Source organism: Variovorax nivicola (assembly GCF_051216475.1).
In the GTDB taxonomy this organism is placed as follows: Bacteria; Pseudomonadota; Gammaproteobacteria; order Burkholderiales; family Burkholderiaceae_C; genus Variovorax.
Window position 1 is genome coordinate 1,135,884 of sequence record NZ_JBPJZK010000001.1, and the last position, 20,452, is coordinate 1,156,335.

Below are 20,452 nucleotides of genomic sequence, written 5' to 3' on the forward strand. Positions count from 1 at the left end.
TCGGGTGGTGGTGTGATCGTCGCTTGCAGCGCAATTTATTAGTCAGTGCTCAATTAATATTATTTATACCGTCAATCAACCTGCAGCACAATGCCCGCAACCATGACGAAGAAATCGCCTCCCAAGCCCCGCACGGCCGGCCGCCCCGCTGGCGGCGGCGCCCTGACGAAACAGCGCATCGCCGAAGTCGCTCTGGCGCAGATCGACGAATTCGGCCTCGGTGCCTTCAGCATGCGCGAGGTCGCGGCGCGGCTCGACGTCTATCCGGCCACGGTGCACTGGCACGTGAGCACGCGCGAGGCGCTGCTGGCCGAGGTGGCGGCCACCGTCATGGCCGAAGTCACTCCACCGCCCGGCAAGCTCGCCTGGCAGGCATGGATCGCCGAGCTGTTCCGCCGCTGCCGCACCGCGGTGCGGCGCCATCCCAACGTGGCGCAGCTGCTGGGCGCGCAGCTGGTGTCGAACGGCAGCCTGCCTATAGAGCTTGTCGAAGGCGTGCTGGCAGCGCTGACCGAAGCAGGCTTCGAGGGCGAGCCGCTGCTGGAGGCCTACAACTGCGTGATCGCGGCGATGCTGGGCTTTCTGACAATGGAGTTCTCGCCACTGCCCGTAGACAACACCCAGGCCTGGGCCGAGGAGCTGCGCGAGCGCGTGCACACGATTCGCCCACTCGACCACCCGGTGCTCACGCGCAATCTGGCGCAGCTGGCCAACAAGGCCTTCATCCTGCGCTGGGACAACGGCACCACCGTGCCGCTCGACAGCAGCTTCGAGCGGCACATCCAGATCACCATCGACGGGCTGGAGGCGTTCGCGCGCAGGGTCAGGGCTGCGTAGGCCCCAGCAGCTCGTACAGCACCATGCGCGCCTGCCTGCCGCGCAGCTCGGTCGTTTCCTCGATGCGGCGCGTGGCGAGCCGCCCGCCCAGCCCCTCGAAGGTGGTCTCCGAGATCAGCGTGCGCGTTCCCTGCTCCTTGTTGGCGCCCTCGATGCGGCTTGCCGCGTTGATAGCGTCGCCGATGGCGGTGTACGAAAGCCGGTTGCTCGACCCGAGCACACCGGCGATCACGTTGCCGGTATGAATGCCTACGCGCGTTCGGAATTCGTGCAGGCCTTCGTCGCGCCACTTGCCGTTGAGTGCGTCCATTTCGGCATGCAGTTCGAGCGCCGCGACGCAGGCCCGGTATTCCGCATCTTCCAGATCGGACGGCGCACCCCACAGCACCATGATGCCGTCGCCCATGAACTTGTCGACCACGCCGCCATGCCGCGCGAAAATGCCGGCCGCGAGGTTGAAGTACTCGGTCAGTTGCCGCACGAGCACATCGGCCTCCATCGATTCAGAGATGGTGGTGAAGCCCTCAACGTCGGTGAACATCGCGGTGATGCGGCGCGGCGAGCCGCTGGGCGCCAGCGCGTGGCCCTCGGCGACCAGCTGGCGGATGATGTCCACCGGCACGAACTTGCGAAAGGCCTGCAGGCTGCGCGCCGATTCGTCCAGCGCCTGGTTCAGATGCTGGATTTCGAGCACACGGCTCGGCTCGAGCGGCAGGTTGTCGAGCTCCAGCCGCCCGATGCGGCGCGCGACGAGCGCGAGGTTTTCGATCGGCTGGGTCACGAGCTTCGACAGCCGCAGCGAAATGAACAGCGCGATGCCAAGAAAGCTCAGCGTCAGCAGCAGCGCCCAGAGCACCGAACGATGCAGGTCGCCGAGCAGCAGGTCTTCGGGCTCCCAGCTGACGAGTTGCCACCTGGTGTGCGGGATGTGCGACGTCTGCACGAGATATTTGCGCCCTTCATGCTCGATGGAAAAAGCCATGTCGTCAGCGCCACCCGCCTTGCTCGCGGCAAGCATGTGCGCATGCAGGGCGCCGAGCACGCCGGTGTCGGGCGACTCCAGTTCGCGCACTGGGTCAGGATGGTCGCTGCGCGCAATCACATGATGGTCGGAGCTCAGCAAGGCGCTCTCGCCAGTCCCCAGCGCCCCGAAGATGCGCACGAGCTTCGACAGATGCCCCAGCGACACGTTGCCGTCGATTACCAGCTGGCGGGTGTGCCCCTCGTCGTCGACACGTGCGCTGGGCAATGAATGGCCGATTGCAAGCTCCTGTGAGTCGCTCATCAGAAAAGGCTGCGTCCACACAGGCCCGTGCGCCTTCATGGCCTCCCGGTACCACGTGCGCTGCTCCGGGTCGAAGTCGCTGCGATAGGCCGTGATTGCCGTCGTCGCGAAGCGCTGCTTCGCATCACCGCCATCGGCGTCGGGCGAGCGCTTGTACTGCCATGTTTCGGTGCTGAAGTCCGGGCCGCGCAGCACCTGCCGGATGGCCGGAGTCGGGTAGCGCACGGCCATCAGCACGTGGCCGCCGTCGGTGGCCACGTTGATGCTGTCGAGCTCGGGGGTCTGCTCGAGCATGGTCCAGAGCATCTCGGCGGTCTGTTCGCCGTCTTCGCCAGTGGCGTGCACGCTGGGCGAATCGCCGATCGAGCGGATGACTCCCTCGGTCTTGGCGAGGAAGGCGAGCACATTGTCCTCGACCCGGTCGTGGTTGATCTTGTGCGAAGCCGTGCCCACCCTGGACACCAGCTTCTCGGCGGCCCAGTAGCCGAATGCCACCAGCAGCAGCGACTGCAGCAGCGCGACGGCGCAGATGATGGTGCCTACGTCGACCCTGAAGCGGCGCAGGCGGGTGTCCTTGAAATCGTCTGCCATACAGTTCCTCTTCGCGCACCGACCGGCACACGCTCCCATTTTTTCTCGGGCAATTCTCGCCCGACTTCCGCGCACCCTACGGGTTTCCCCTCCCCTGAAAAGGCACACCTGTCATTGCGGCTTCCCCGCAGGGGATAAACTCCGGCCCGCGCCGTGGGTTCCTCGCGGCGTACTTGCTAGGGGTGTTGGGCGGCTTGCCGTCCGGCTGAGAAAGTCCCTTTGAACCTGATTGAGGTAATCCTCGCGCAGGGAAGCTGGTCCGGTGGCCTCTCACGTTCTCTCGCGTGACGGCCGCGCCACTGGGGCCCCGCCCACCTGCCAAACCTTTTGCACTGGAGCAAATGGATGGCACACGACAACAACAACGACGCGATCGTCTCGAACGAGGCGCTGACGCCGCTGCCCGCGTCCCAGCGTGTGTTCGGCTGGCACGACCACGCCTCGCTCTGGTTCAGCCTTGGCGTAGGCCTGTTGGTGATGCAGATCGGCGCCTACCTCGTACCGGCCGTGGGCACGCGCGATGCGGTCATTGCCATCGTGCTCGGCTCCTGCGTCGGCGCCGGCCTGCTGGCCTGGACCGCGCGGCTGGGCTGCGAGAGCGGCCTGGCCAGCGCCGGCCTGATGCACGCCACCTACGGCAGCGCCTTCGCGCGGCTGCCGGTGCTGCTCAACATCGTGCAGTTGGTGGGCTGGACCACCTTCGAGCTGGTCATCATGCGGGAAGGCACGCAGGCCATCGGCCAATCGGTGGTCGGCCCCTCGCTGGGCACCGCCTGGGGCGGCGTGCTGACCACGCTGCTGTGGGGCGCGGTGCTGCTGGCGCTGCTCGCGGGTTCAATGGTCAGGCTGGTGCGGCGCTTCGTGAGCCGCTTCGGCCTGCCGCTGGTGGTGCTGTCGCTGATCTGGCTCACATGGCAATTCGCGACACGGCTGCAGGCCAAGGGCCTGGACGCCTTCTGGGCACGTCCGGGCGACGGCACGATGGGCATGTTCAGCGCGCTCGACCTCGTGATCGCGATGCCGGTGTCGTGGCTGCCGCTGGTGGCCGACTACGCGCGGCACGGCAAACGCAGTGCGGGTGGACTGGGCAGCGCGTTCAGCGGCACCTGGATCGGCTATGCGCTGGCGAACATCTGGTGCTACGCATTGGGCGTGATGGTGGTGAGCGTGGCCGAGCCCGGCGTGAGCCTCGTCACCGCGCTGCTGCTGGCGCAGGGCGGGCTGGTGGCGCTGGGCCTGATCCTGATCGACGAACTCGACAACGCCTACGGCGATGTCTATTCGGGCTCGGTCTCCACGCACAGCCTGCTGCCGCGCTGGAGCGTGAAGCGCTGGGGCCTGCTGCTGGCCGCACTGTGCATCGCGTTGGCGCTGGTGCTGCCGATGCACACGCTGGAGCCCTTCCTGCTGCTGTTGAGCTCGGTGTTCGTGCCGCTCTACGGCGTAATCATTGGGCGGCTGGGTAGCGGCCAGTCGGTATCACTGGCCGGCACGCGCCAGATCGATTTCGGTGCGGCGCTGATCTGGATCGCGGGCATCGCGGCCTACCACGCGCTGGCCAAGTGGGCGCCGCAGTTCGGTTCTGCCCTGCCGACGCTGGCGGCGACCTTCGTCCTGGCCTGGCTCAGCCGACCGAAGCTGACAACGGCAAACGGTGCGTCGACACTGGCGCAAAGCCGTGGTTGAGGGGGCCATGACCCGCGCCGATCTTCACATCCGCACCGGCAGCCATCGCGCCGAGGATGTAGGCGCGTGCCCGTTCGACTGCCTCGGGCAGCGCAGCCCCCAACGCAAGGTGCGCGGCAATGGCGGACGACAGCGTGCAGCCCGTGCCGTGCAGGTTGCGGCTGGCGATGCGCCTGGAAGCCAGCCGTCTTCTTTCGCCACCCGATTGCAAAAGCACGTCGACCACCTCATCGCCCGGCAGATGGCCGCCCTTGAGCAGCACGGCCTTGGCGCCGAGCGCAAGCAACTCGTCCGCCGCACGGTCGAGCGCATCTATGCCATCGATGGCATGGCCGATCAGCAAGGCGGCCTCGTCGAGATTGGGCGTGACGACCACGGCGCGCGGGAACAGTTCGCGCACCAGCACCTGCACCGTCTCGGCCGCGATCAGTCGATCACCGCTGGTGGCGACCATCACGGGGTCAAGCACCACGTTCTTCAGCTGGTAGCGGTCGATGGCCCAGGCCACCACCTCGACCACTTCGGGCGCATGCAGCATGCCGAGCTTGACGGCGTCGACGCCGATGTCTTCCACCACGGCCTGGATCTGCGCCTTGAGGAAATCGGGCGGCACGCCGTGGATGCCCGAGACGCCGAGCGTGTTCTGCGCGGTGAGCGCGGTGATGGCCGTCATGCCGTAGCAGCCGAGGGCTGCGAAGGTCTTGAGATCGGCCTGGATGCCGGCGCCGCCGCCGCTGTCGGAACCGGCGATGGAGAGCACGCGTGCGTAGCGCTGGGTGGGTCCTTGGGTCATGCCGAAAATTATCGGCGGTATCGGCAATGCGAAGGAGCACGGCAGTGAGCGTTCCTTTTCAATCGGCTGCGATCCTTGGCGCGGGCCTCATGGGCCGGCTGATGGCGGTGACGCTCGCGCAGGCTGGGTGCAAGGTCGATGTGTTCGAAGCCGGCAGTCCCGATGCCGAAGGCGCTGCCGCACGCGTGGCCGCGGCAATGCTGGCCCCGCTGGCTGAATCGGCCGTGGCGCCGGTGTCGGTCGTGCGCATGGGGCAGCACGCCCTCTCGCGCTGGCCTGAGCTGCTGGCTTTGCTGGCGCAGCCTGTGTTCTTCCAACGCGAAGGCACGTTGGTGCTCTGGCATCGGCAGGACAGCGCCGAAGCCGCGCGGCTTGCACGCGTGCTCGCCCACACCGGCGCGCAGGTGCCAGAACTCGCGCCGATGCAGACGCTCGACGGCGCGGCCATCGCCGCGCTGGAGCCTTCGCTGGGCCAGCGCTTCGCGCAGGGCCTGTTCCTGCCGGGCGAAGGCCAGCTCGACAACCGCGCACTGTTGGCGTCGCTTCTTGCGACGCTGCAAGACAACCCTCGTGTCACGCTGCATTGGCAATCGCCGCGCGCACCTTCGGACTTTTCGCCCGGCACGACGGGCCAGCCCGACTGGGTGATCGACTGCCGCGGCCTAGGCGCCAAGCCCCAGTGGAACGCGCTGCGCGGCGTGCGCGGCGAGGTGATCCGCGTGCATGCGCCCGAAGTGAGCCTGCAGCGCCCCACCCGCCTCGTGCACCCGCGCTACCCGCTCTACGTCGCGCCCAAGCCCGGCAACCTGTTCGTGATCGGCGCGACCGAGATCGAGTCTGACGACATGTCGCCCGCCAGCGTGCGCTCCACGCTCGAACTGCTGAGCGCCGCCTACGCTGTGCACAGCGGCTTTGCCGAAGCGCGCATCGTCGAGATCGCCACGCAGTGCCGCCCTACGCTGCCCGACAACCTGCCCGCCATCCGCCAGCCGCAGCCGCGCGTGCTGCAGATCAACGGCCTGTACCGCCACGGTTTCATGATCGCGCCCGCGCTGCTCGACGCCGCGATGGAACTGCTCGCGCACGGCCACGCGGCCCTGGCAAGGAGCTTCGGCATGGAGACCTCCGACACATGAATATCCTGATCAACGACAAGCCCTTCACGCTGCCCGAGCAGGCCACGCTCACCGACGCGCTGGCCGCGCTGAACGCCACGCCACCTTTCGCGGTGGCCGTGAACCGCGAGTTCGTGCCGCGCTCGGCGTATGCCGCGCACGCACTGCAACCCGACGACCGCATCGAAGTGATCCGCCCCGTGACGGGCGGTTGAATGATGGAGACAAAGAACATGACGACCACGAACGATCCATTGGTGCTCTACGGCGAAACGTTCCAGAGCCGCCTGTTGCTCGGCACCGCGCGCTACCCCTCGCCCGACCTGCTCGAAGCCGCCGTGAAGCGCGCAAAGCCCGCAATGCTGACCGCCTCGCTGCGCCGCCAGACGGCCAGCCAGGGCTCCGGCAACAGTGATCTCGGCAACGGCTTCTGGGAGCTTCTTCGCAAACTCGACGTGCCGGTGCTGCCCAACACCGCCGGCTGCCACAGCGTGCAAGAAGTGGTCGCCACCGCGCAGATGGCACGCGAGTTGTTCGACACGCCGTGGATCAAGCTCGAGCTGATCGGCGACGACTACACGCTGCAGCCCGACACGCTGAACCTCGTCGATGCCGCATCGCAGCTGATCCGCGACGGCTTCAAGGTGCTGCCCTATTGCACCGAAGACCTGGTGCTGTGCCAGCGGCTGGTCGATGTCGGCTGCCAGGCGGTGATGCCCTGGGCCGCGCCCATCGGCACCGGCCGCGGGCCGGTCAACCCCTATGCGCTGCAGGTGCTGCGCGACCGGCTCAAGGTGCCGATGCTGGTCGACGCGGGCCTGGGGCTGCCGTCGCATGCCTGCCAGGTGATGGAATGGGGCTACGACGGCGTGCTGCTCAACACGGCCGTTGCGCTGGCGCAAGACCCGGTCGCGATGGCCGGTGCCTTCGCCGACGCGGTGCAGGCCGGCCGCACGGCATACCGTGCCGGCGCCATGGCCGCGCAAGACGCCGCGCAGCCCAGCACGCCCGTGCTCGGCACGCCCTTCTGGCACCACGCACCATGAGCACCACAACCGACGCCCGCGCCATCGCGCACGCCATCGTCGCGGCCCACGGGCTGCGCTTTGGCGCCATCACCGCCGCACCCGTGGCCGCGCCGAACTTCACGTCGGACGATCCGGTCTACCGCGGCGCCAAGCAAGCCTGCTCGGCCCTCGGCTTCATCGAGATCGATGCCGAATGCCTGGCCCATGCCTGGCGCGCACAGACGCAGCGCCTGGGTAACTTCGACGCCGCGCTATGGCCCGACGCACCCGAAGACTTCGGCATGCGGCCGTTTCCACCCACTGCGCGCGACGACGCATTTCCGCCCTGCCCCGAGCGGCTCGGCCTGTACGCCGTGTTGCCCGACGCGCAATGGGTCGGCCGCATGGCGCGTGCCGGCGTGCCGACGGTGCAGCTGCGTTTCAAGTCAGACGACGCAGCAGCCATCGAACATGAAGTGCAGGCAGCCGTTGAAGCGGTGCAAGGCACCGGCGCGCTGCTCTTCGTCAACGACCACTGGCGGGTCGCCATCGCGGCCGGCGCCTACGGCATCCACCTCGGCCAGGAAGACCTGGACGCGCTCTCGCCCGACGAACTGGCGCAACTGCGCGCCTCGGGCCTGCGCCTGGGCGTCAGCACGCACGGCTATGCGGAGATGGTGCGCGCCGACAAGGTGAGCCCGAGCTACATCGCGATGGGCGCGGTGTATCCGACCACGCTCAAGAAGATGGCGACCGCGCCGCAAGGCGTGGCCCGGCTCGGCGCCTATGCGCGCCTGCTGCGCGGCTATCCGCAAGTCGGCATCGGCGGCATCGATGCCGTGCGGCTGCCCGAGGTGCTGGCCACCGGCGTCGGCTCCGTCGCCGTGGTGCGCGCGCTGGTCACGGCCGAAGACCCCGAGGCCACAGCCGCGCAATGGATGGCGGCCATGAGCGCCGCCACGGTCAGCAACTGAACAGAATGAAGCAACACACCCTCTCGCCTCTCTCGTGCGCCATTGCTGCCGCCCTTCTTGCCGCAGCCTGGAGCGCCAACGCGCAGCAGGCGGCACTGCGTGAAGTTACCGTCAATGACGCGGCCGCCGCGCCGCAAGCCGACGTGAGCGGCTTCGGCGACGTACCGCTGCGCGAGCTGCCGATCTCGGCCACGGTAATCGACAGCAAGCAACTGCGCGACAGCGGCGCACGCCGGCTCGCCGACCTCACGCAGTTCGACGCCTCGGTCACCGACGCCTACAACTCCGCGGGCTACTGGGACTACCTCACGGTGCGCGGCTTCGTGCTCGACAACCGCTTCAACTATCGGCGCGAAGGCCTGCCGATCAGCGCCGAGACATCGATTCCGCTCGACAACAAGGAACGCGTCGAGATCTTGCGCGGCACCAGCGGCATCCAGGCCGGCACCAGCGCGCCGGGCGGGCTGATCAACTATGTCGTGAAGCGGCCCACCGAGCAGGACCTGCGCACGGTGCGCATCGAGACCACGAGCCGCGGCAGCGTGCTCGGTGCCCTCGACCTCGGCGGGCGCTTCGGCGAAGACCGGCAGTTCGGCTACCGGATCAACGTGGCGAGCGAAAACCTCAAGCCGCTGACGCACAACCTCGACGGCAACCGCAATCTGTTCTCGCTCGCGGCCGACTGGCGCATCACGCGCGACTCGGTGCTGGAGTTCGAGATCGAGCAAAGCCGCAAGACGCAGCCGAGCCAGAACGGCTACAGCTTGCTGGGTAGCGTGCTGCCGGCGCCGGTCGATCCGCGTATCAACCTCAACAACCAGCCGTGGTCGCAGCCCTCGGTGTTCAAGGCGCTGACAGGCACGGTGCGCTTCAGTCAGGCGCTGAATGCCGACTGGCGCTGGAGCGCGCAGATCGGCCAGCAGCGGCTGAAGAGCGACGACCGCCTGGCCTACGCCTTCGGCTGCAGCGCCGAAGGCAACTACGACCGCTACTGCTCGGACGGCACATTCGATGTCTACGACTTCCGCAGCGACAACGAGCGCCGCACGCAGACCGCGGGCAGCCTCAACCTCAAGGGCAACGTGATGACGGGCAGCGTGCGGCACGAGCTCGGCTTCGGGCTGCTGCAAAGCCGCGTGCGCAATCGCTTCGACAACCAGGCCTACAACTACGCGGGCACCGGCAACATCTGGGGCACGGCCGTGGTGCCGGCGAACCCGGACGCCACCACGCCGCAGACCAACCGCGACGAGCGCTCGACCGAGCTGTCGGTGCAGGACGCGATCCGCTGGAACGACCGTTTCACCACCTGGCTCGGCGTGCGCCACACGCGGCTCGACCGCAGCAGCATCGGCAACGACGGATCGAGCCCGACCGGGTACAAGCAGAACGTGACCACGCCGTGGATCGCAGCGAGCTACGCCATCCAGCCGGGGCTGCTGGCCTATGCGAGTTGGGGCAAGGGTGTCGAGTCGCAAGTCGTGCCGAACAGGATCTCGCAGTACAGCAATGCCGGGCAGGCATTGCCCGCGCTCACCTCGCGTCAATGGGAGCTGGGCCTGAAGGGCGGCAGCGAGGCATTCAACTGGCAGGTGGCGTGGTTCGACATCTCGCGGCCGATGACCAACATCGACCTGTGCGGCACCTATTGCGAAGTGCGCAACGACGGGCGCGCGGTGCATCGCGGCCTGGAGGCCGGTGCGCAATGGGTGCAGGGGCCGTGGCGCATCGGCGGCAGCGTCGCGGTGATCGATGCCAAGCGGCGCGGCAGCACTGCGAACCCGGCGCTCAACGGGCAATCGCCGACCAACGTGCCCAAGGAAGTACTGCGCGCACAGGCCGCGTACCGCGTCGCATCAGTGCCGGGCCTTGAAATCGCGGGTCAGCTTTCGTATGAAGGCCGGCGCAACGTGCTGCCCGACGGCTCGATCACGCTGCCTTCGTGGACACGCGTCGATGCGGTGCTGCGTTACGACACCAAGCTGCGCGGCGTGAACACGAGCTGGACGCTGGCCGTCGACAACCTGTTCGACCGCCGCTACTGGAAGGAATCACCCTACCAGTTCAGCCATGTGTATCTGTTCCCGGGTGCGCCGCGCACGCTGCGTCTGGGGCTGAGCGTTGCGCTTTGAACGCACTCTTGAGAAGCCGTAAAAAAGCACGCTATAATCTAAGGCTTGTTCCTCGATAGCTCAGTTGGTAGAGCGCCGGACTGTTAATCCGTAGGTCCCTGGTTCGAGCCCAGGTCGAGGAGCCACTACAAAGCCGCAAGGCCTCTGAATGCCCCGCTACTCAAAAGGTAGCGGGGCATTTTCAATTGCGGTGTTGCAGGCAGTCATCGCACCGGCGCAAAAAATGCAGCCGGCCAGCGAGATCGACAAATCCATTGCATATAATTTAAGGCTTGTTCCTCGATAGCTCAGTCGGTAGAGCGCCGGACTGTTAATCCGTAGGTCCCTGGTTCGAGCCCAGGTCGAGGAGCCAATACAAGCCGCAAGGCCTCTGGAAAGCCCGCTGTCTTTTTTGGACAGCGGGCTTTTTCTTTGGCCGGGCGATTGCTCAGAGGACGAACGCCTCCCGCGCTACCAGCGCGCACGCACGCCAACAGACCCTTGCAGCGCCGACTTTGCCCGCGTGTCGCCACCCATCGCATAGAGGCGGCCGATCTCGCCGTAGACGCTGGTGGCCTGCGAAAGCGACAGGGTGAAGCCGCCCGCCAGTTCAGCGCTGCGGTAAGCGGTCGCGCTTGCGATGCGCGTGACGGCCGCCGCGTTGATGAACTGCGCGACATCAGTGCCGGCACTGGCGCTGTAGAGGTTCAGGCGTGCATAGGGCTGCAGCAGGCCGGCGGCCGTCGCCATTTCACCGCGCACGCGCACACCGAGACGGCCCAGCCAACCGCCACCGGTTTGCTGCGACACATTGGCACCGGAGAGAACTGCATCGTCGAGCCTCAGCTTCTGATAAACGAGCTGTGCCTGCGGCTCGATGCGCCAACCCGGAGCGAGCCCGAAGGCCTGCCCGACCTCCAGCGACGCCAGCAGGCTGCGGCCCTTGCCCCAGCTGGCCTGGTTGCCCGTGGCTTCCACGCCGTAGCGGTGACTGCCGCCCTGCAGGACGGCATCGGCATAGCGATCGTTCTCATCGTCCTTCCACGTGGCGTAGGCCGCCAGGTAGCGCGAGCGCAGATCGTTGCTGCCCACGGTGCCCTGCACGCCGCGCGCGAAGCCTTGCACGCCGACGCGGCCTTCGATCTGGCCGACGTACACACCGGCGCGCCATGCCGAGCCCGTTGGCGCATACAGGTCCACACCGGTCTGGAAGCCGCGCAGGCGCCCGTCGCTCGACGGCGTGACCGTACCTTGCTGGCGCAGGTCGATGTCGGCGTACACCAGTCGCCCCCACGCGGCACGCCGGCTCTGCGGCGCAGAGTCGTTCGACGCGACGCCTTGGTCGTCGCCCGTACGCCGGTGCAGGTTGCCCAGCATCGCCAGGTCCGCCTGGCGAAGCTGCGACGGCAGTGCGGCGAACAGGGGCACCTCGGCGCGGTAGGTCGGCAGGGCCGGGGTTGACGGGCTCGCGGTCGCCGGCGCGGTCGAGCGCAGGTACCAGTTCTCGCCGGCCCCTGAGGCGTCCGCGCTGTAGAGGCGGTACTCGTAGGCGCCGGCGTCCACATGGCCACCGGCCAGTGAGAAACCGTTCTTCGTGGTCTGCGCCGTGGTCGTCGCTCCGTTGATGGCGCTCACGAGCATGATGCCGTCGCCCGTCGTCAATGCGCCGAGGCCGCCCGCATTGCTCACCTGCAGCGTGGTGGTGCCGCTCACGGCGCCGCCGTTGATGACGATGCGATCGGTCAGCGAGCTGGAGTCTCCGAGGGCAGTGCGCATGCCCACGATGCCCCCCTGCCCCACCCAGTTGCCGTTGACGGTGAGCGTCTGCGGCACGAAGCCGGGGCCCGGTGGCTGGAAGTCGATGCGCCCCGCGAGCGTCAGGCTGTTCAGCGAAGAGCTGCCCGTCATCGCCCAGCGGCTCGTGGCGTCGACGGTGAGGCTCACCGGGTCGATGCTGCCCGTCAGGCTGGAGCCGTTCAGCAGGCGCATGTCGACGGTGCTGGTGGCGTCCGTCACCACGTTGCCGCTCAGCGTGCTGCGATCGGCAGTGAAGGTGAAGCTGCTGCCGTTCATTGCCTGCAGCAGGTTGCCGGAGCTGCTGGCGGTGGCGCTCGTGTTCTTCAATGCGAGCACCGCGCCCGTGGCCGCATCGACGCGCACGAGGTCGCCCGATGCGCTGGTGATCACAAAGCCGTCGAAGCTTGCCGTCTGGCCCGAGCCCGAGAGAAAGCCCAGCGCACTGCCGGCGGCGGTGATGGAGCCGGTGCCGGTGGCGCTGATCGAAGGGCTGTTCGCGAGCAGCGCGGCGCCATAGCTGCTGGGGTCGGTGGTGGTGATCGCGAGCGAGCCAGTCGCGTTGAGTGCGCCGCCGCCGGTGGCCAGCAGGCCCGCGGCGTACGACTCTTGTGTGCCGCTCGGCGTGTTCGCCTGCGTAACGCCGGTGGCCTGGATCGTCACGGGGCCCGCCAGGTTCACCTGCGAGCCGGCATCGCGCACCGAAATGCCGATGCTGTTGATACCGCTCGAATGGATCGTGGTGCTCGACGATGCAGCGGCCGTTGCAATGCCGCCCGTGACGGCGCGGATGCCCGACCCGTTGAGGCCGGAGTTGTTCAGGCTTGCCGTGCCCGTGTAGGTGATGGTTCCGGCGCTGGTGATCTTGAGCGTCGAGGCCTGCTGGCCGCTCACGCTGAGGTTCAGGTTGCCGTTGAGTTGCGCGGTGCCGCCGAGATCGGTCGCGATCGCATCGGACCTCGAATCGCCTGCCGCACTGATGATCATCGCGCCGTTCGACACGAGGCTCGCCCCCGAGGTCATGCGAATGCCGGGCGAGTACGAAGCCCCGGCCCCCATCGTGATGCTCGTGTCACCGTTCAGGATGACGCGGGTGTTCGCAAGCTCCGCGTAAATACCGTAGTTGCTGGCCCCGTTGGACAACGTGATCGACAGTGGCCCGCTCACGGTGACCGTGCCCCCGCTCGCCGCGCGCAGGCCGCGAATGCCTGTGCTTGCGCCGGGGCGGTCCAGCGTCAGGCCACCGAGCAGGTTGATTTGCGAGCCGGTGCCCGTCGCGTACACGCCGTTGATGCCGCTCTGGGACATCGTCATGGTGATGAGGCCCGTGGCATTGACGATGCCTCCGCCCGATGCGCCCAGCGCTGATTGCCCCCCGGGCACGCCGCTGCTGCCGTAGCTGCCGGCCGCGCTGCACACGGAGCCCGCCGTGGCCTGCAGTCTCACACCCGAAGTGCTGGTGCAGGCCGCCATCGCATTGCTGCCCAGCCACAGCAGCAGTGCGCTGGAAAGGCATGTGCGGGGAAGGACACCAAGGGCGAAGAAATGCGGGTGCTTCAAAGACGGCTCCAGATGCACGCCATGACGATGGTGTGACAGACCGCAACTCTAGATTAGCACCAATGTATTCAATTGTGAACAAATCCGCGTTTGGAGCCTTTCTTCGGGCAGATCAGCAAGCCCCGACGTCTTTTTGGATATGCGCAAAGTCGGCTAAGTACCGGCCCCGCGAAGCGCGCAAACTCCCGCGCATGGAAAGCCGTCGAACCGAGCAGGACTACCGGGCCCGCGTGGCGCGCGCGGTCGCGGCCATCGTCGCGGACCCAATGGCCAACCACCGCCTCGAAGACCTCGCGCGGCTCGCGCACTTCTCGCCCTTTCACTTCCACCGCGTCTACGCAAGCGTGGCCGGCGAAACGGTGGCCGCCACGGTCCGCCGCGTGCGGCTGGCGCTCGCCACCCGCCTGCTGGAAGGCGGCACCCAGAGCGTCACGCAGGTTGCGCTGGCCGTGGGCTACGAGAGCCCTCAAGCCTTCACGCGCGCCTTCGGCCAGTTCACCGGACAGTCGCCGCGCGCATTCCAGCAGCAGATGGCCCGGGCGATCCTCGATGTCGATGCGTTGCCGCGCTCCGGTGACAACAACGAAGGCGCTGCACCGGCCGTGCGGATCGTCGAGTGCCCGGCGCAGCGGCTACATGCGCTGCGGCACCAGGGGCCGTTCGCGACCATTCCCCACACCCACCGGCGGCTGCGCCTGCAGGCCGGCGCACGAGTCATTTCGGACCGATGGGGCGCCTCGTTCAACGATCCCGAAGACAAGGCCAGCTTCAGGTACTACGCCGCCGTCAACTCGCCCGACCCTTGGCCGGACGATGCCGAGGTCGAGATGCTCGACATTCCCGGCGGCTGCTACGCCGTGCACCGCCTGGCCGGCCCCTACACCCAGATCAACGCTGCCGTGCGCGCGCTCTATGTCCGGTGGCTACCGGCCAGCGGCTACGAGCCTGACGACCGGCCCACACTGGAGCACTACCTGAACTCGACGCGCAAGGTCTCGCCGGCCGAACTGCGCACCGATCTGCTGATTCCCATTCGCCGCGCGAGCACGTCATGACCTTGTGGCACCGCTCCCTCTTTCTCATCGCCCTCAGCCTTTGCGCCAGCCTTGCGCACGCCGCGGGCTTCGCCTTTATCGAAGTGCCCGCCGGCAAGGACGGCCCGGCATTGCTCGGCGCCGTGTGGACACCCTGTGATGCGCCCGCAGTCAAGATCGCGATCGATCCGCTGGTCATCGAGGGCACCAGGAACTGCCCGATCTCCGGCACGCAGCTGCCGCTGGTCGTGGTCTCGCATGGCAAGGGCGGCTCGTCCCTCCTGCACCACGACACGGCGGCCGCGCTCGCCGACGCGGGCTTCGTCGTGGCGGCCATCAACCACCCGGGCCACAACTATCAGGACATGAGCGGCGCAAGCCATCTGTCGGTGTATGCCACGCGGCCGGCGGACATGAAGCGGCTGGTCGACTACATGCTCAGCGCGTGGCCCGGACGCGCCGCGCTCGATGCAAACCGGGTCGGCCTCTTCGGCTTCTCGGCGGGCGGCTACACCGGCCTTGTCTCGGTCGGCGCCGTTCCAGACTTCCGGTTGCGCGAAGACCTGTGCCCGCCAGCTTCCACGGTTCCGCTGTGCGGAGAAATCCGCCGCAACGAAGTGCCGAAAATGCCGCCGCCGGACAACCGCATCAAGGCCGCCGTCATCGTCGATCCGCTGACTGCCTTCGACGCCGGCGGCTTGAAGGGAGTGACGCTCCCGATGCAGCTGTGGGCCTCGGCCTTCGGAGGCGATGGCGTTGCGCCTCGCTACGTGGAAGAGCTTCGCCGCGACCTGCCCGTCAAGCCGGAGTGGCACATGGTGCAAGGCGCCACACACTTCGCCTTCGTGGCCCCCTGCCCGCCGTCCATGGCGCAGGCAATGCCGGAAATCTGCCGCGACCGCCTGGATTTCGACCGCGCCGCCTTCCATGCTCACTTCAATGCACAGGTGCTGGCTTTCTTCAGGCAACACCTCGGCCCACACCACGCTTACCGGCAAGGCACGTGAGGCCATTGCTTGATGGCCTCGCATCGCGTCCCTACACTCGTCCGGATGGCCCCCTCGTCCGTGTTCCGCAAACACTCTGCACGCGCTGCCCTGCCCCAGGCAGCGGCAGGCCGTCGCGCGGGTGTTGTCGCTGCGGCGACCACGGCGGTCTTGCGACGCACCTGCGCACTTTCCTGAGCCCGGCGGTCCGCTACCTTCCTTCTTGATGCGCGAACCATTGACCGCCGGGCACCCGCCGCGCGGCAGCGACTTCGCCCGCTCTCCTGCACAGGGCGAGGTCGCATTCAACTGGAGTGCTTCATGCTTGCAACCATTCACGGGGAGCGCACGCTCACCGAACTCGACTTCGTGCGCCTCGGCAAACTGCCGGGCCAGCCGCTTCCACCCGCGCTCACCGAGCTTCTCGACGCGGCGGACGTGCTGCCCTCGCGCGAGGTCCCTGCGGACATCGTGACGATGAATTCCCAGGTGGAGGTCGAAGACCCGGCCACGCACCAGCGACAGAAGATCACCCTCTGCTACCCCGGCGACGCGCAGCCGGGCGAGGGCTTCGTCTCGGTGCTGTCGCCCGTCGGCATCGGCCTGCTGGGCGTGAAGACCGGAGCGCTCGCACGCTGGCAGATGCCCAACGGCGCAGAAGGCGCGGCGCGCGTGGTCGCGGTGCTGTTCCAGCCGGAGGCCAACGGCGAATACACGCGCTGACGGTGCCCGCGCCCGCGGGTCGGTCCGGTCAGTGCTTCATGACGACGCCGGTGCGGTCTTTGGCGCTGTCGATGGTCGCGCTCACAGCGCTCGTGTTGACGGCCAGGGCCACCAGGATGGAGCCGACGAAAGCCGGGTCGGCGGCTCCGGCGAAGTTCGAGGCCCCTGCAATGGCCAGGGCCTGCTGCACCTGCTGGCGGGTCAGTTCCGCTGCCGCTTCTCCAACGACGTTCTTCTTGGTTGCCATCTGGGATCTCCTGTAGGTGAGGCGCCGACTGTAACTTTCGGGACAGCGCCGCCGTGATCTTTTCCCTCTGAAACTGCAGGCAAGGCGCACCCGCTGTTTCACTTCTGTTTTAAAAAGTTTCCTGAGTAATAATCGCCGCGCTCCAGTGCCGTTCCCAAGCGCAGCGCGCCTGCTCGACGTTGCGGCCGGGGCGATCGAGGACATGGGTTGCCGTCACCCACACGTCCCCGTTTTCGGACTCTGGCCGAGGCGCCACTCACGCGGTGGCAAGCAAGCGATCAGGCCGCGCGCACACGCACATGACTTTCGGCACTGGTGTGCCGGACTCTCGGGTCGTATCGTCGCGCGGTCGCCAGCGGCGCGACGAATCGGGAGGTCGTACAGGCCATGGCAATTCCATCTTCGGTCTTGACTAGTGACGCCCGTCACGGGCGCCGCATTCTTTTCACTTGACTGATCCGGACATGGCTTTTTCCAAACTCTCTCTCGCAAGTGCACTCGCGGGCCTGCTAGCCCTTTCAGGCTGCCAGACCATGGACATGCAAATGGGCAGCCAGTCGGCCAAGACCGTGGCCACCGGCAGCGCCGCAGGCAGCGCAACCTCTGGCGAAAGCAGCCAGCTCGAGCGCTGCGACTCGCCACTCGGCACGGTCTCGCTGATCGAGAACGTGAATGCGGGCTGGTACACCATCCTCACCGGCGAATACAAGCTGCCTCCCACCGCCAACCTGCTGCGCCTGCTGGTGCAGCAATCGAACTGCTTCGTGGTGGTCGAGCGCAGCGCGGCCGGCATGAACGCCATGACGCGTGAGCGCGCGCTGATGCAGTCGGGCGAAATGCGCGGCGGCAGCAACTTCGGGCGCGGCCAGATGGTCGCATCCGACTACGGCCTGTCGCCCGAAATCGTCTTCAGCAACAACGACGCCGGTGGCCTGGGTGGCGCACTCGGCGGCCTGGTGGGTGGTGGCCGCGGCCGCGCCATTGCCAGCCTCGGCGCCAGCCTTCAGACCAAGGAAGCCAGCGCGCTGCTGACCCTGATCGACAACCGCTCGGGCGTGCAGGTCGCGGCTGCCGAAGGCAGCGCCTCCAAGACCGACTTCGCGGGCTTTGCCGGTCTCGGCGGTCTTTCCGCCGCGGGCGGCATTGGCGGCTACACGCGCACGCCGCAGGGCAAGGTGATTGCCGCGGCCTTCATGGATGCGTTCAATCAGATGGTTCGTTCGCTGCGCAACTACAAGGCGCAGACGGTGCGCGGCCAGGGCCTAGGTGGTGGTGGCCGCCTGGGCGTGGATGGCGGTGCGGCGCCCTCGCAGACCTCGGCGCCGGGAGCAGCAAAGCAGCAGCGCCGCAGCAGCAGCAAGCAGGCGCAGTAGCGCACATCGCCGGCCGGCCCGCCTCGCTCAGAGGTAGCTCGTTTCGGCTGGCGGCTCGAACCAGTTGTTGTTGCGCCCGTCCATGTACTGGACGGGTGCCTTCGACAGCTCTTCCGGCGTGACGTCGTCCAGGCAGCTCACGTTCACGCTCACGTAGGCACCACCGATCTCGGGCACATTGCCGCGCCCGAACGACCGGATGCCGCAGTGCCTGCAGAACAGGTGCTCGGCACTGTGCGAGTTGAACTGGTACAGCGACAAGTCTTCTTCTCCCGACAGCAGCGTGAAGGCCTCCGGCTTCACGATGGCGCCCCATGCGCGGGCCTTGGTACAGATCGAGCAATTGCATTTGCCCGTGCCCTCTGCGAGATCGATCAGGGCCTGAAAGCGAACCTTGCCGCAATGGCAGCTGCCGTTGTATGTCTTCTTCATGGGTCTGTGTCCTGGGGTTGAGATGAAAGCCAAGGCTACGACCCATTGCGGACAGATCCTGTCCTCGATCGCGTGCATCATGCGCACATGCTGTCTGCCTCCGCACGCCTGATCCGGCTTCTTTCGTTGTTCCAGGCGCAACGTTCCTGGACGGGCGCCGACCTCGCCGCCCGGCTCGACATCACCGAGCGCACCTTGCGCCGCGACGTGGACCGCCTGCGCAGCCTCGGCTACACGGTCGACTCCACCTCGGGCGTGGCAGGCGGCTACCGGCTGGGCGCGGGCGCAGCCCTGCCCCCGCTGCTACTGGAGGACGAAGAAGCCATCGCCGTCGCGCTCGGCCTGGGCAACCCGATAGGCGCCGCGGGCGACATCGAGAACGCATCGATGCGCGCGCTGGCCAAGCTCGAACAGTTGATGCCGCCGCGCCTGCGCCGCCGGCTCGACAGCGTGCGCGCGTCGGTGGTGCCGGTGATGCGCGGCAAGTCGCCGGTGCGGCTGAAGGCCGTGTCCCTTCTTGCCGAAGCCTGCACCGACCGGCTCGAGCTGCGCTTCGCCTATCACGACCATCACGACGCCACCACCGAACGCACGGTGGAGCCGCATCGCGTGGTGCAGACGGGGCAGCGCTGGTACCTGCTGGCCTGGGACACGACGCGGCAGGACTGGCGCACCTTCCGCCTCGACCGCATCGTCGAGCCCGCGCCCACCGGCGCGCGATTCACGCCGCGCCGGCTGCCCCATGGCGACGTCGCGGCCTACATGGAACACGCGCTGCAGGTGTCGCCCTACCTGCACCATGCGCAGGTCGTGGTGCACGCATCCACCAAGGCACTCGAGCCCTACCTCGGCTGGGTCAGCGGCATGCCGCAGGCCATCGACGAAGGCTCGACGCGCATCGCCACCGGCGCCAATTCGCTGGACGCACTGGCCGTCTGGCTCGGCTGCCTGCCGCATGACTTCGAGGTCGAATCGCCGAAGGAACTGGTCGAGCATCTGGCGCTCGTGGCCGAGCGGCTCGGCAGGGCCACGCGCAAGCCACGGAAAGCGGTGGGCCGCCTCCCCCGTATATAGGATGGGCGGCGCGCTGGTGGCACCCTACCCTTTGTGCCATCCAGCAACCCCAGAGACCTCTTCTCCATGCGCCTCGCCCCCACGTCCTGCATGAGCGCATACAGCCTCCCCGGCCTGGCGCGCGCATGACCGCAGAAACACAGGTTGCCCTCGTCGAAGACGACACCGGCATGCGCGAGCGCATCTCGCGCGTGGTCGACGCCGATCCGTCGCTGAGCCTGGCCTACAGCGCCTCCAACGCCGCCGACATACTCGGCTGGCTGGTCGACAACCCCATCGACGTGCTGCTGGTCGACCTCGGCCTGCCCGACCGCCCCGGGCTGCAGGTGATCAGCCAGTGCCGCAACATGCAGCCGGCCTGCGCGGTGATGGTGCTGTCGATCTTCGGCGACGAGGCCAACATGGTCCAGGCCTTCGAGGCCGGCGCCAGCGGCTACCTGCTGAAGGACGGCACCGAGGCCGACCTCGCCACCCACATCCGCCACCTGCGCGCCGGCGGCTCGCCGATGTCGCCGGTAATCGCGCGCAAGCTGCTGCGCCGCTGGCAGGCTCATTCGGGTGCTGCCCCGCGGCAGCAGCAACCGGCTGCCGCCAAGCCCGCCAGCACCGCGTCGAGCGCTTCGGCGATCGCCCCCGAACGCCTGTCGCCGCGCGAGTTCGAGGTGCTCGACCTGGTCTCTCGTGGTTTCACCTATGTCGAAGTCGGAACGCAGATGGGAGTCTCGGCGTCGACGGTCCAAACCCATATCCGCAATATCTACGGCAAGCTGGATGTGCACAACAAATCGGAAGCGGTGTTCGAGGCACGCAACCTCGGTTGGCTTCCCTAG

Annotated in this window: 18 protein-coding genes, 2 tRNA genes and 1 riboswitch; of the genes, 15 read left to right on the forward strand and 5 right to left on the reverse strand. The window is 67.4% G+C overall.

Translation table 11 applies throughout. The features are described from left to right. Window positions 1-102 precede the first annotated feature (102 nt). Window positions 103-837 (forward strand): TetR/AcrR family transcriptional regulator, encoded by a 735-nt coding sequence (locus ACSFBF_RS05325; protein ID WP_435465307.1) that lies wholly within the window; start codon window positions 103-105, stop codon window positions 835-837. On the opposite strand, the gene ACSFBF_RS05330 is transcribed toward ACSFBF_RS05325, so the two are convergent. Continuing rightward, window positions 824-2,713, reverse strand: a complete 1,890-nt coding sequence (locus ACSFBF_RS05330) for an adenylate/guanylate cyclase domain-containing protein (RefSeq protein ID WP_435465308.1) — start codon at window positions 2,711-2,713, stop codon at window positions 824-826. The two genes, ACSFBF_RS05325 and ACSFBF_RS05330, sit on opposite strands and share 14 nt — an antisense overlap. Before the next feature lie 168 nt (window positions 2,714-2,881). Then, window positions 2,882-2,982: riboswitch (TPP riboswitch) on the forward strand. 76 nt (window positions 2,983-3,058) lie between these two features. Between ACSFBF_RS05330 and ACSFBF_RS05335 the strand changes: the two genes are divergently transcribed. Further along, a complete protein-coding gene (locus ACSFBF_RS05335; protein ID WP_435465309.1) occupies window positions 3,059-4,399 on the forward strand; it encodes a purine-cytosine permease family protein in 1,341 nt (446 codons plus the stop codon). On the opposite strand, the gene thiD is transcribed toward ACSFBF_RS05335, so the two are convergent. Continuing rightward, a complete protein-coding gene (gene thiD / locus ACSFBF_RS05340; RefSeq protein WP_435465310.1) occupies window positions 4,338-5,192 on the reverse strand; it encodes a bifunctional hydroxymethylpyrimidine kinase/phosphomethylpyrimidine kinase in 855 nt (284 codons plus the stop codon). The two genes, ACSFBF_RS05335 and thiD, sit on opposite strands and share 62 nt — an antisense overlap. A gap of 44 nt (window positions 5,193-5,236) precedes the next feature. On the opposite strand from thiD, the gene ACSFBF_RS05345 reads away from it, so the two are divergent. The 7 genes from ACSFBF_RS05345 to ACSFBF_RS05375 all read left to right on the forward strand — a co-directional run bounded on the left by ACSFBF_RS05345 (window position 5,237) and on the right by ACSFBF_RS05375 (window position 10,772). Beyond that, window positions 5,237-6,328 (forward strand): FAD-dependent oxidoreductase, encoded by a 1,092-nt coding sequence (locus ACSFBF_RS05345; protein WP_435465311.1) that lies wholly within the window; start codon window positions 5,237-5,239, stop codon window positions 6,326-6,328. Then, window positions 6,325-6,522, forward strand: coding sequence for a sulfur carrier protein ThiS (thiS, locus tag ACSFBF_RS05350; RefSeq protein ID WP_435465312.1), 198 nt, complete (start codon window positions 6,325-6,327; stop codon window positions 6,520-6,522). The genes ACSFBF_RS05345 and thiS overlap by 4 nt, the downstream gene beginning before the upstream one ends. 18 nt (window positions 6,523-6,540) lie before the next feature. After that, window positions 6,541-7,353, forward strand: coding sequence for a thiazole synthase (locus ACSFBF_RS05355; protein WP_435465313.1), 813 nt, complete (start codon window positions 6,541-6,543; stop codon window positions 7,351-7,353). Next, window positions 7,350-8,288 carry a thiamine phosphate synthase gene (gene thiE / locus ACSFBF_RS05360; protein WP_435465314.1) on the forward strand — a complete coding sequence of 313 codons (939 nt, stop codon included), beginning with the start codon at window positions 7,350-7,352 and terminating at the stop codon, window positions 8,286-8,288. Before ACSFBF_RS05355 ends, thiE begins: the two co-directional genes overlap by 4 nt. A 5-nt stretch (window positions 8,289-8,293) precedes the next feature. Then, window positions 8,294-10,420: a TonB-dependent siderophore receptor gene (locus ACSFBF_RS05365; protein WP_435465315.1), complete on the forward strand. Its 2,127-nt coding sequence runs from the start codon at window positions 8,294-8,296 to the stop codon at window positions 10,418-10,420. Between the two features lie 49 nt (window positions 10,421-10,469). Further along, a tRNA-Asn gene (locus tag ACSFBF_RS05370) sits at window positions 10,470-10,545 on the forward strand. 151 nt (window positions 10,546-10,696) lie between these two features. After that, a tRNA-Asn gene (locus ACSFBF_RS05375) sits at window positions 10,697-10,772 on the forward strand. A 98-nt stretch (window positions 10,773-10,870) separates the two neighbouring features. Here the strand turns inward: ACSFBF_RS05375 and ACSFBF_RS05380 are convergent. Continuing rightward, window positions 10,871-13,753 carry an autotransporter family protein gene (locus ACSFBF_RS05380; RefSeq protein ID WP_435465316.1) on the reverse strand — a complete coding sequence of 961 codons (2,883 nt, stop codon included), beginning with the start codon at window positions 13,751-13,753 and terminating at the stop codon, window positions 10,871-10,873. Between the two features lie 191 nt (window positions 13,754-13,944). Between ACSFBF_RS05380 and ACSFBF_RS05385 the strand changes: the two genes are divergently transcribed. The 3 genes from ACSFBF_RS05385 (at window position 13,945) to ACSFBF_RS05395 (ending at window position 16,496) form a co-directional block, all read left to right on the forward strand. Beyond that, entirely contained in the window at window positions 13,945-14,808 is an 864-nt protein-coding gene (locus ACSFBF_RS05385) for an AraC family transcriptional regulator (RefSeq protein ID WP_435465317.1), read from the forward strand. Further along, window positions 14,805-15,794 carry an alpha/beta hydrolase family protein gene (locus tag ACSFBF_RS05390; RefSeq protein ID WP_435465318.1) on the forward strand — a complete coding sequence of 330 codons (990 nt, stop codon included), beginning with the start codon at window positions 14,805-14,807 and terminating at the stop codon, window positions 15,792-15,794. The genes ACSFBF_RS05385 and ACSFBF_RS05390 overlap by 4 nt, the downstream gene beginning before the upstream one ends. 300 nt (window positions 15,795-16,094) lie before the next feature. Then, window positions 16,095-16,496, forward strand: coding sequence for a GreA/GreB family elongation factor (locus ACSFBF_RS05395; RefSeq protein ID WP_435465319.1), 402 nt, complete (start codon window positions 16,095-16,097; stop codon window positions 16,494-16,496). Between the two features lie 28 nt (window positions 16,497-16,524). Here ACSFBF_RS05395 and ACSFBF_RS05400 read toward each other — a convergent pair whose 3' ends face one another. Beyond that, window positions 16,525-16,743 carry a hypothetical protein gene (locus tag ACSFBF_RS05400; RefSeq protein ID WP_435465320.1) on the reverse strand — a complete coding sequence of 73 codons (219 nt, stop codon included), beginning with the start codon at window positions 16,741-16,743 and terminating at the stop codon, window positions 16,525-16,527. Window positions 16,744-17,207: 464 nt separating this feature from the next. Between ACSFBF_RS05400 and ACSFBF_RS05405 the strand changes: the two genes are divergently transcribed. Next, entirely contained in the window at window positions 17,208-18,116 is a 909-nt protein-coding gene (locus ACSFBF_RS05405) for a CsgG/HfaB family protein (protein WP_435465321.1), read from the forward strand. 27 nt (window positions 18,117-18,143) lie between these two features. Here ACSFBF_RS05405 and ACSFBF_RS05410 read toward each other — a convergent pair whose 3' ends face one another. Continuing rightward, the gene (locus tag ACSFBF_RS05410; protein ID WP_435465322.1) at window positions 18,144-18,548 is read right to left on the reverse strand and encodes a GFA family protein; all 405 of its coding nucleotides are present in this window, start codon (window positions 18,546-18,548) and stop codon (window positions 18,144-18,146) included. An 87-nt stretch (window positions 18,549-18,635) separates the two neighbouring features. Between ACSFBF_RS05410 and ACSFBF_RS05415 the strand changes: the two genes are divergently transcribed. Beyond that, on the forward strand, window positions 18,636-19,622 hold the full coding sequence (locus tag ACSFBF_RS05415; RefSeq protein WP_435465323.1) for a helix-turn-helix transcriptional regulator: 987 nt from the start codon (window positions 18,636-18,638) through the stop codon (window positions 19,620-19,622). A 125-nt stretch (window positions 19,623-19,747) separates the two neighbouring features. Further along, window positions 19,748-20,452, forward strand: coding sequence for a response regulator (locus tag ACSFBF_RS05420; protein WP_435465324.1), 705 nt, complete (start codon window positions 19,748-19,750; stop codon window positions 20,450-20,452).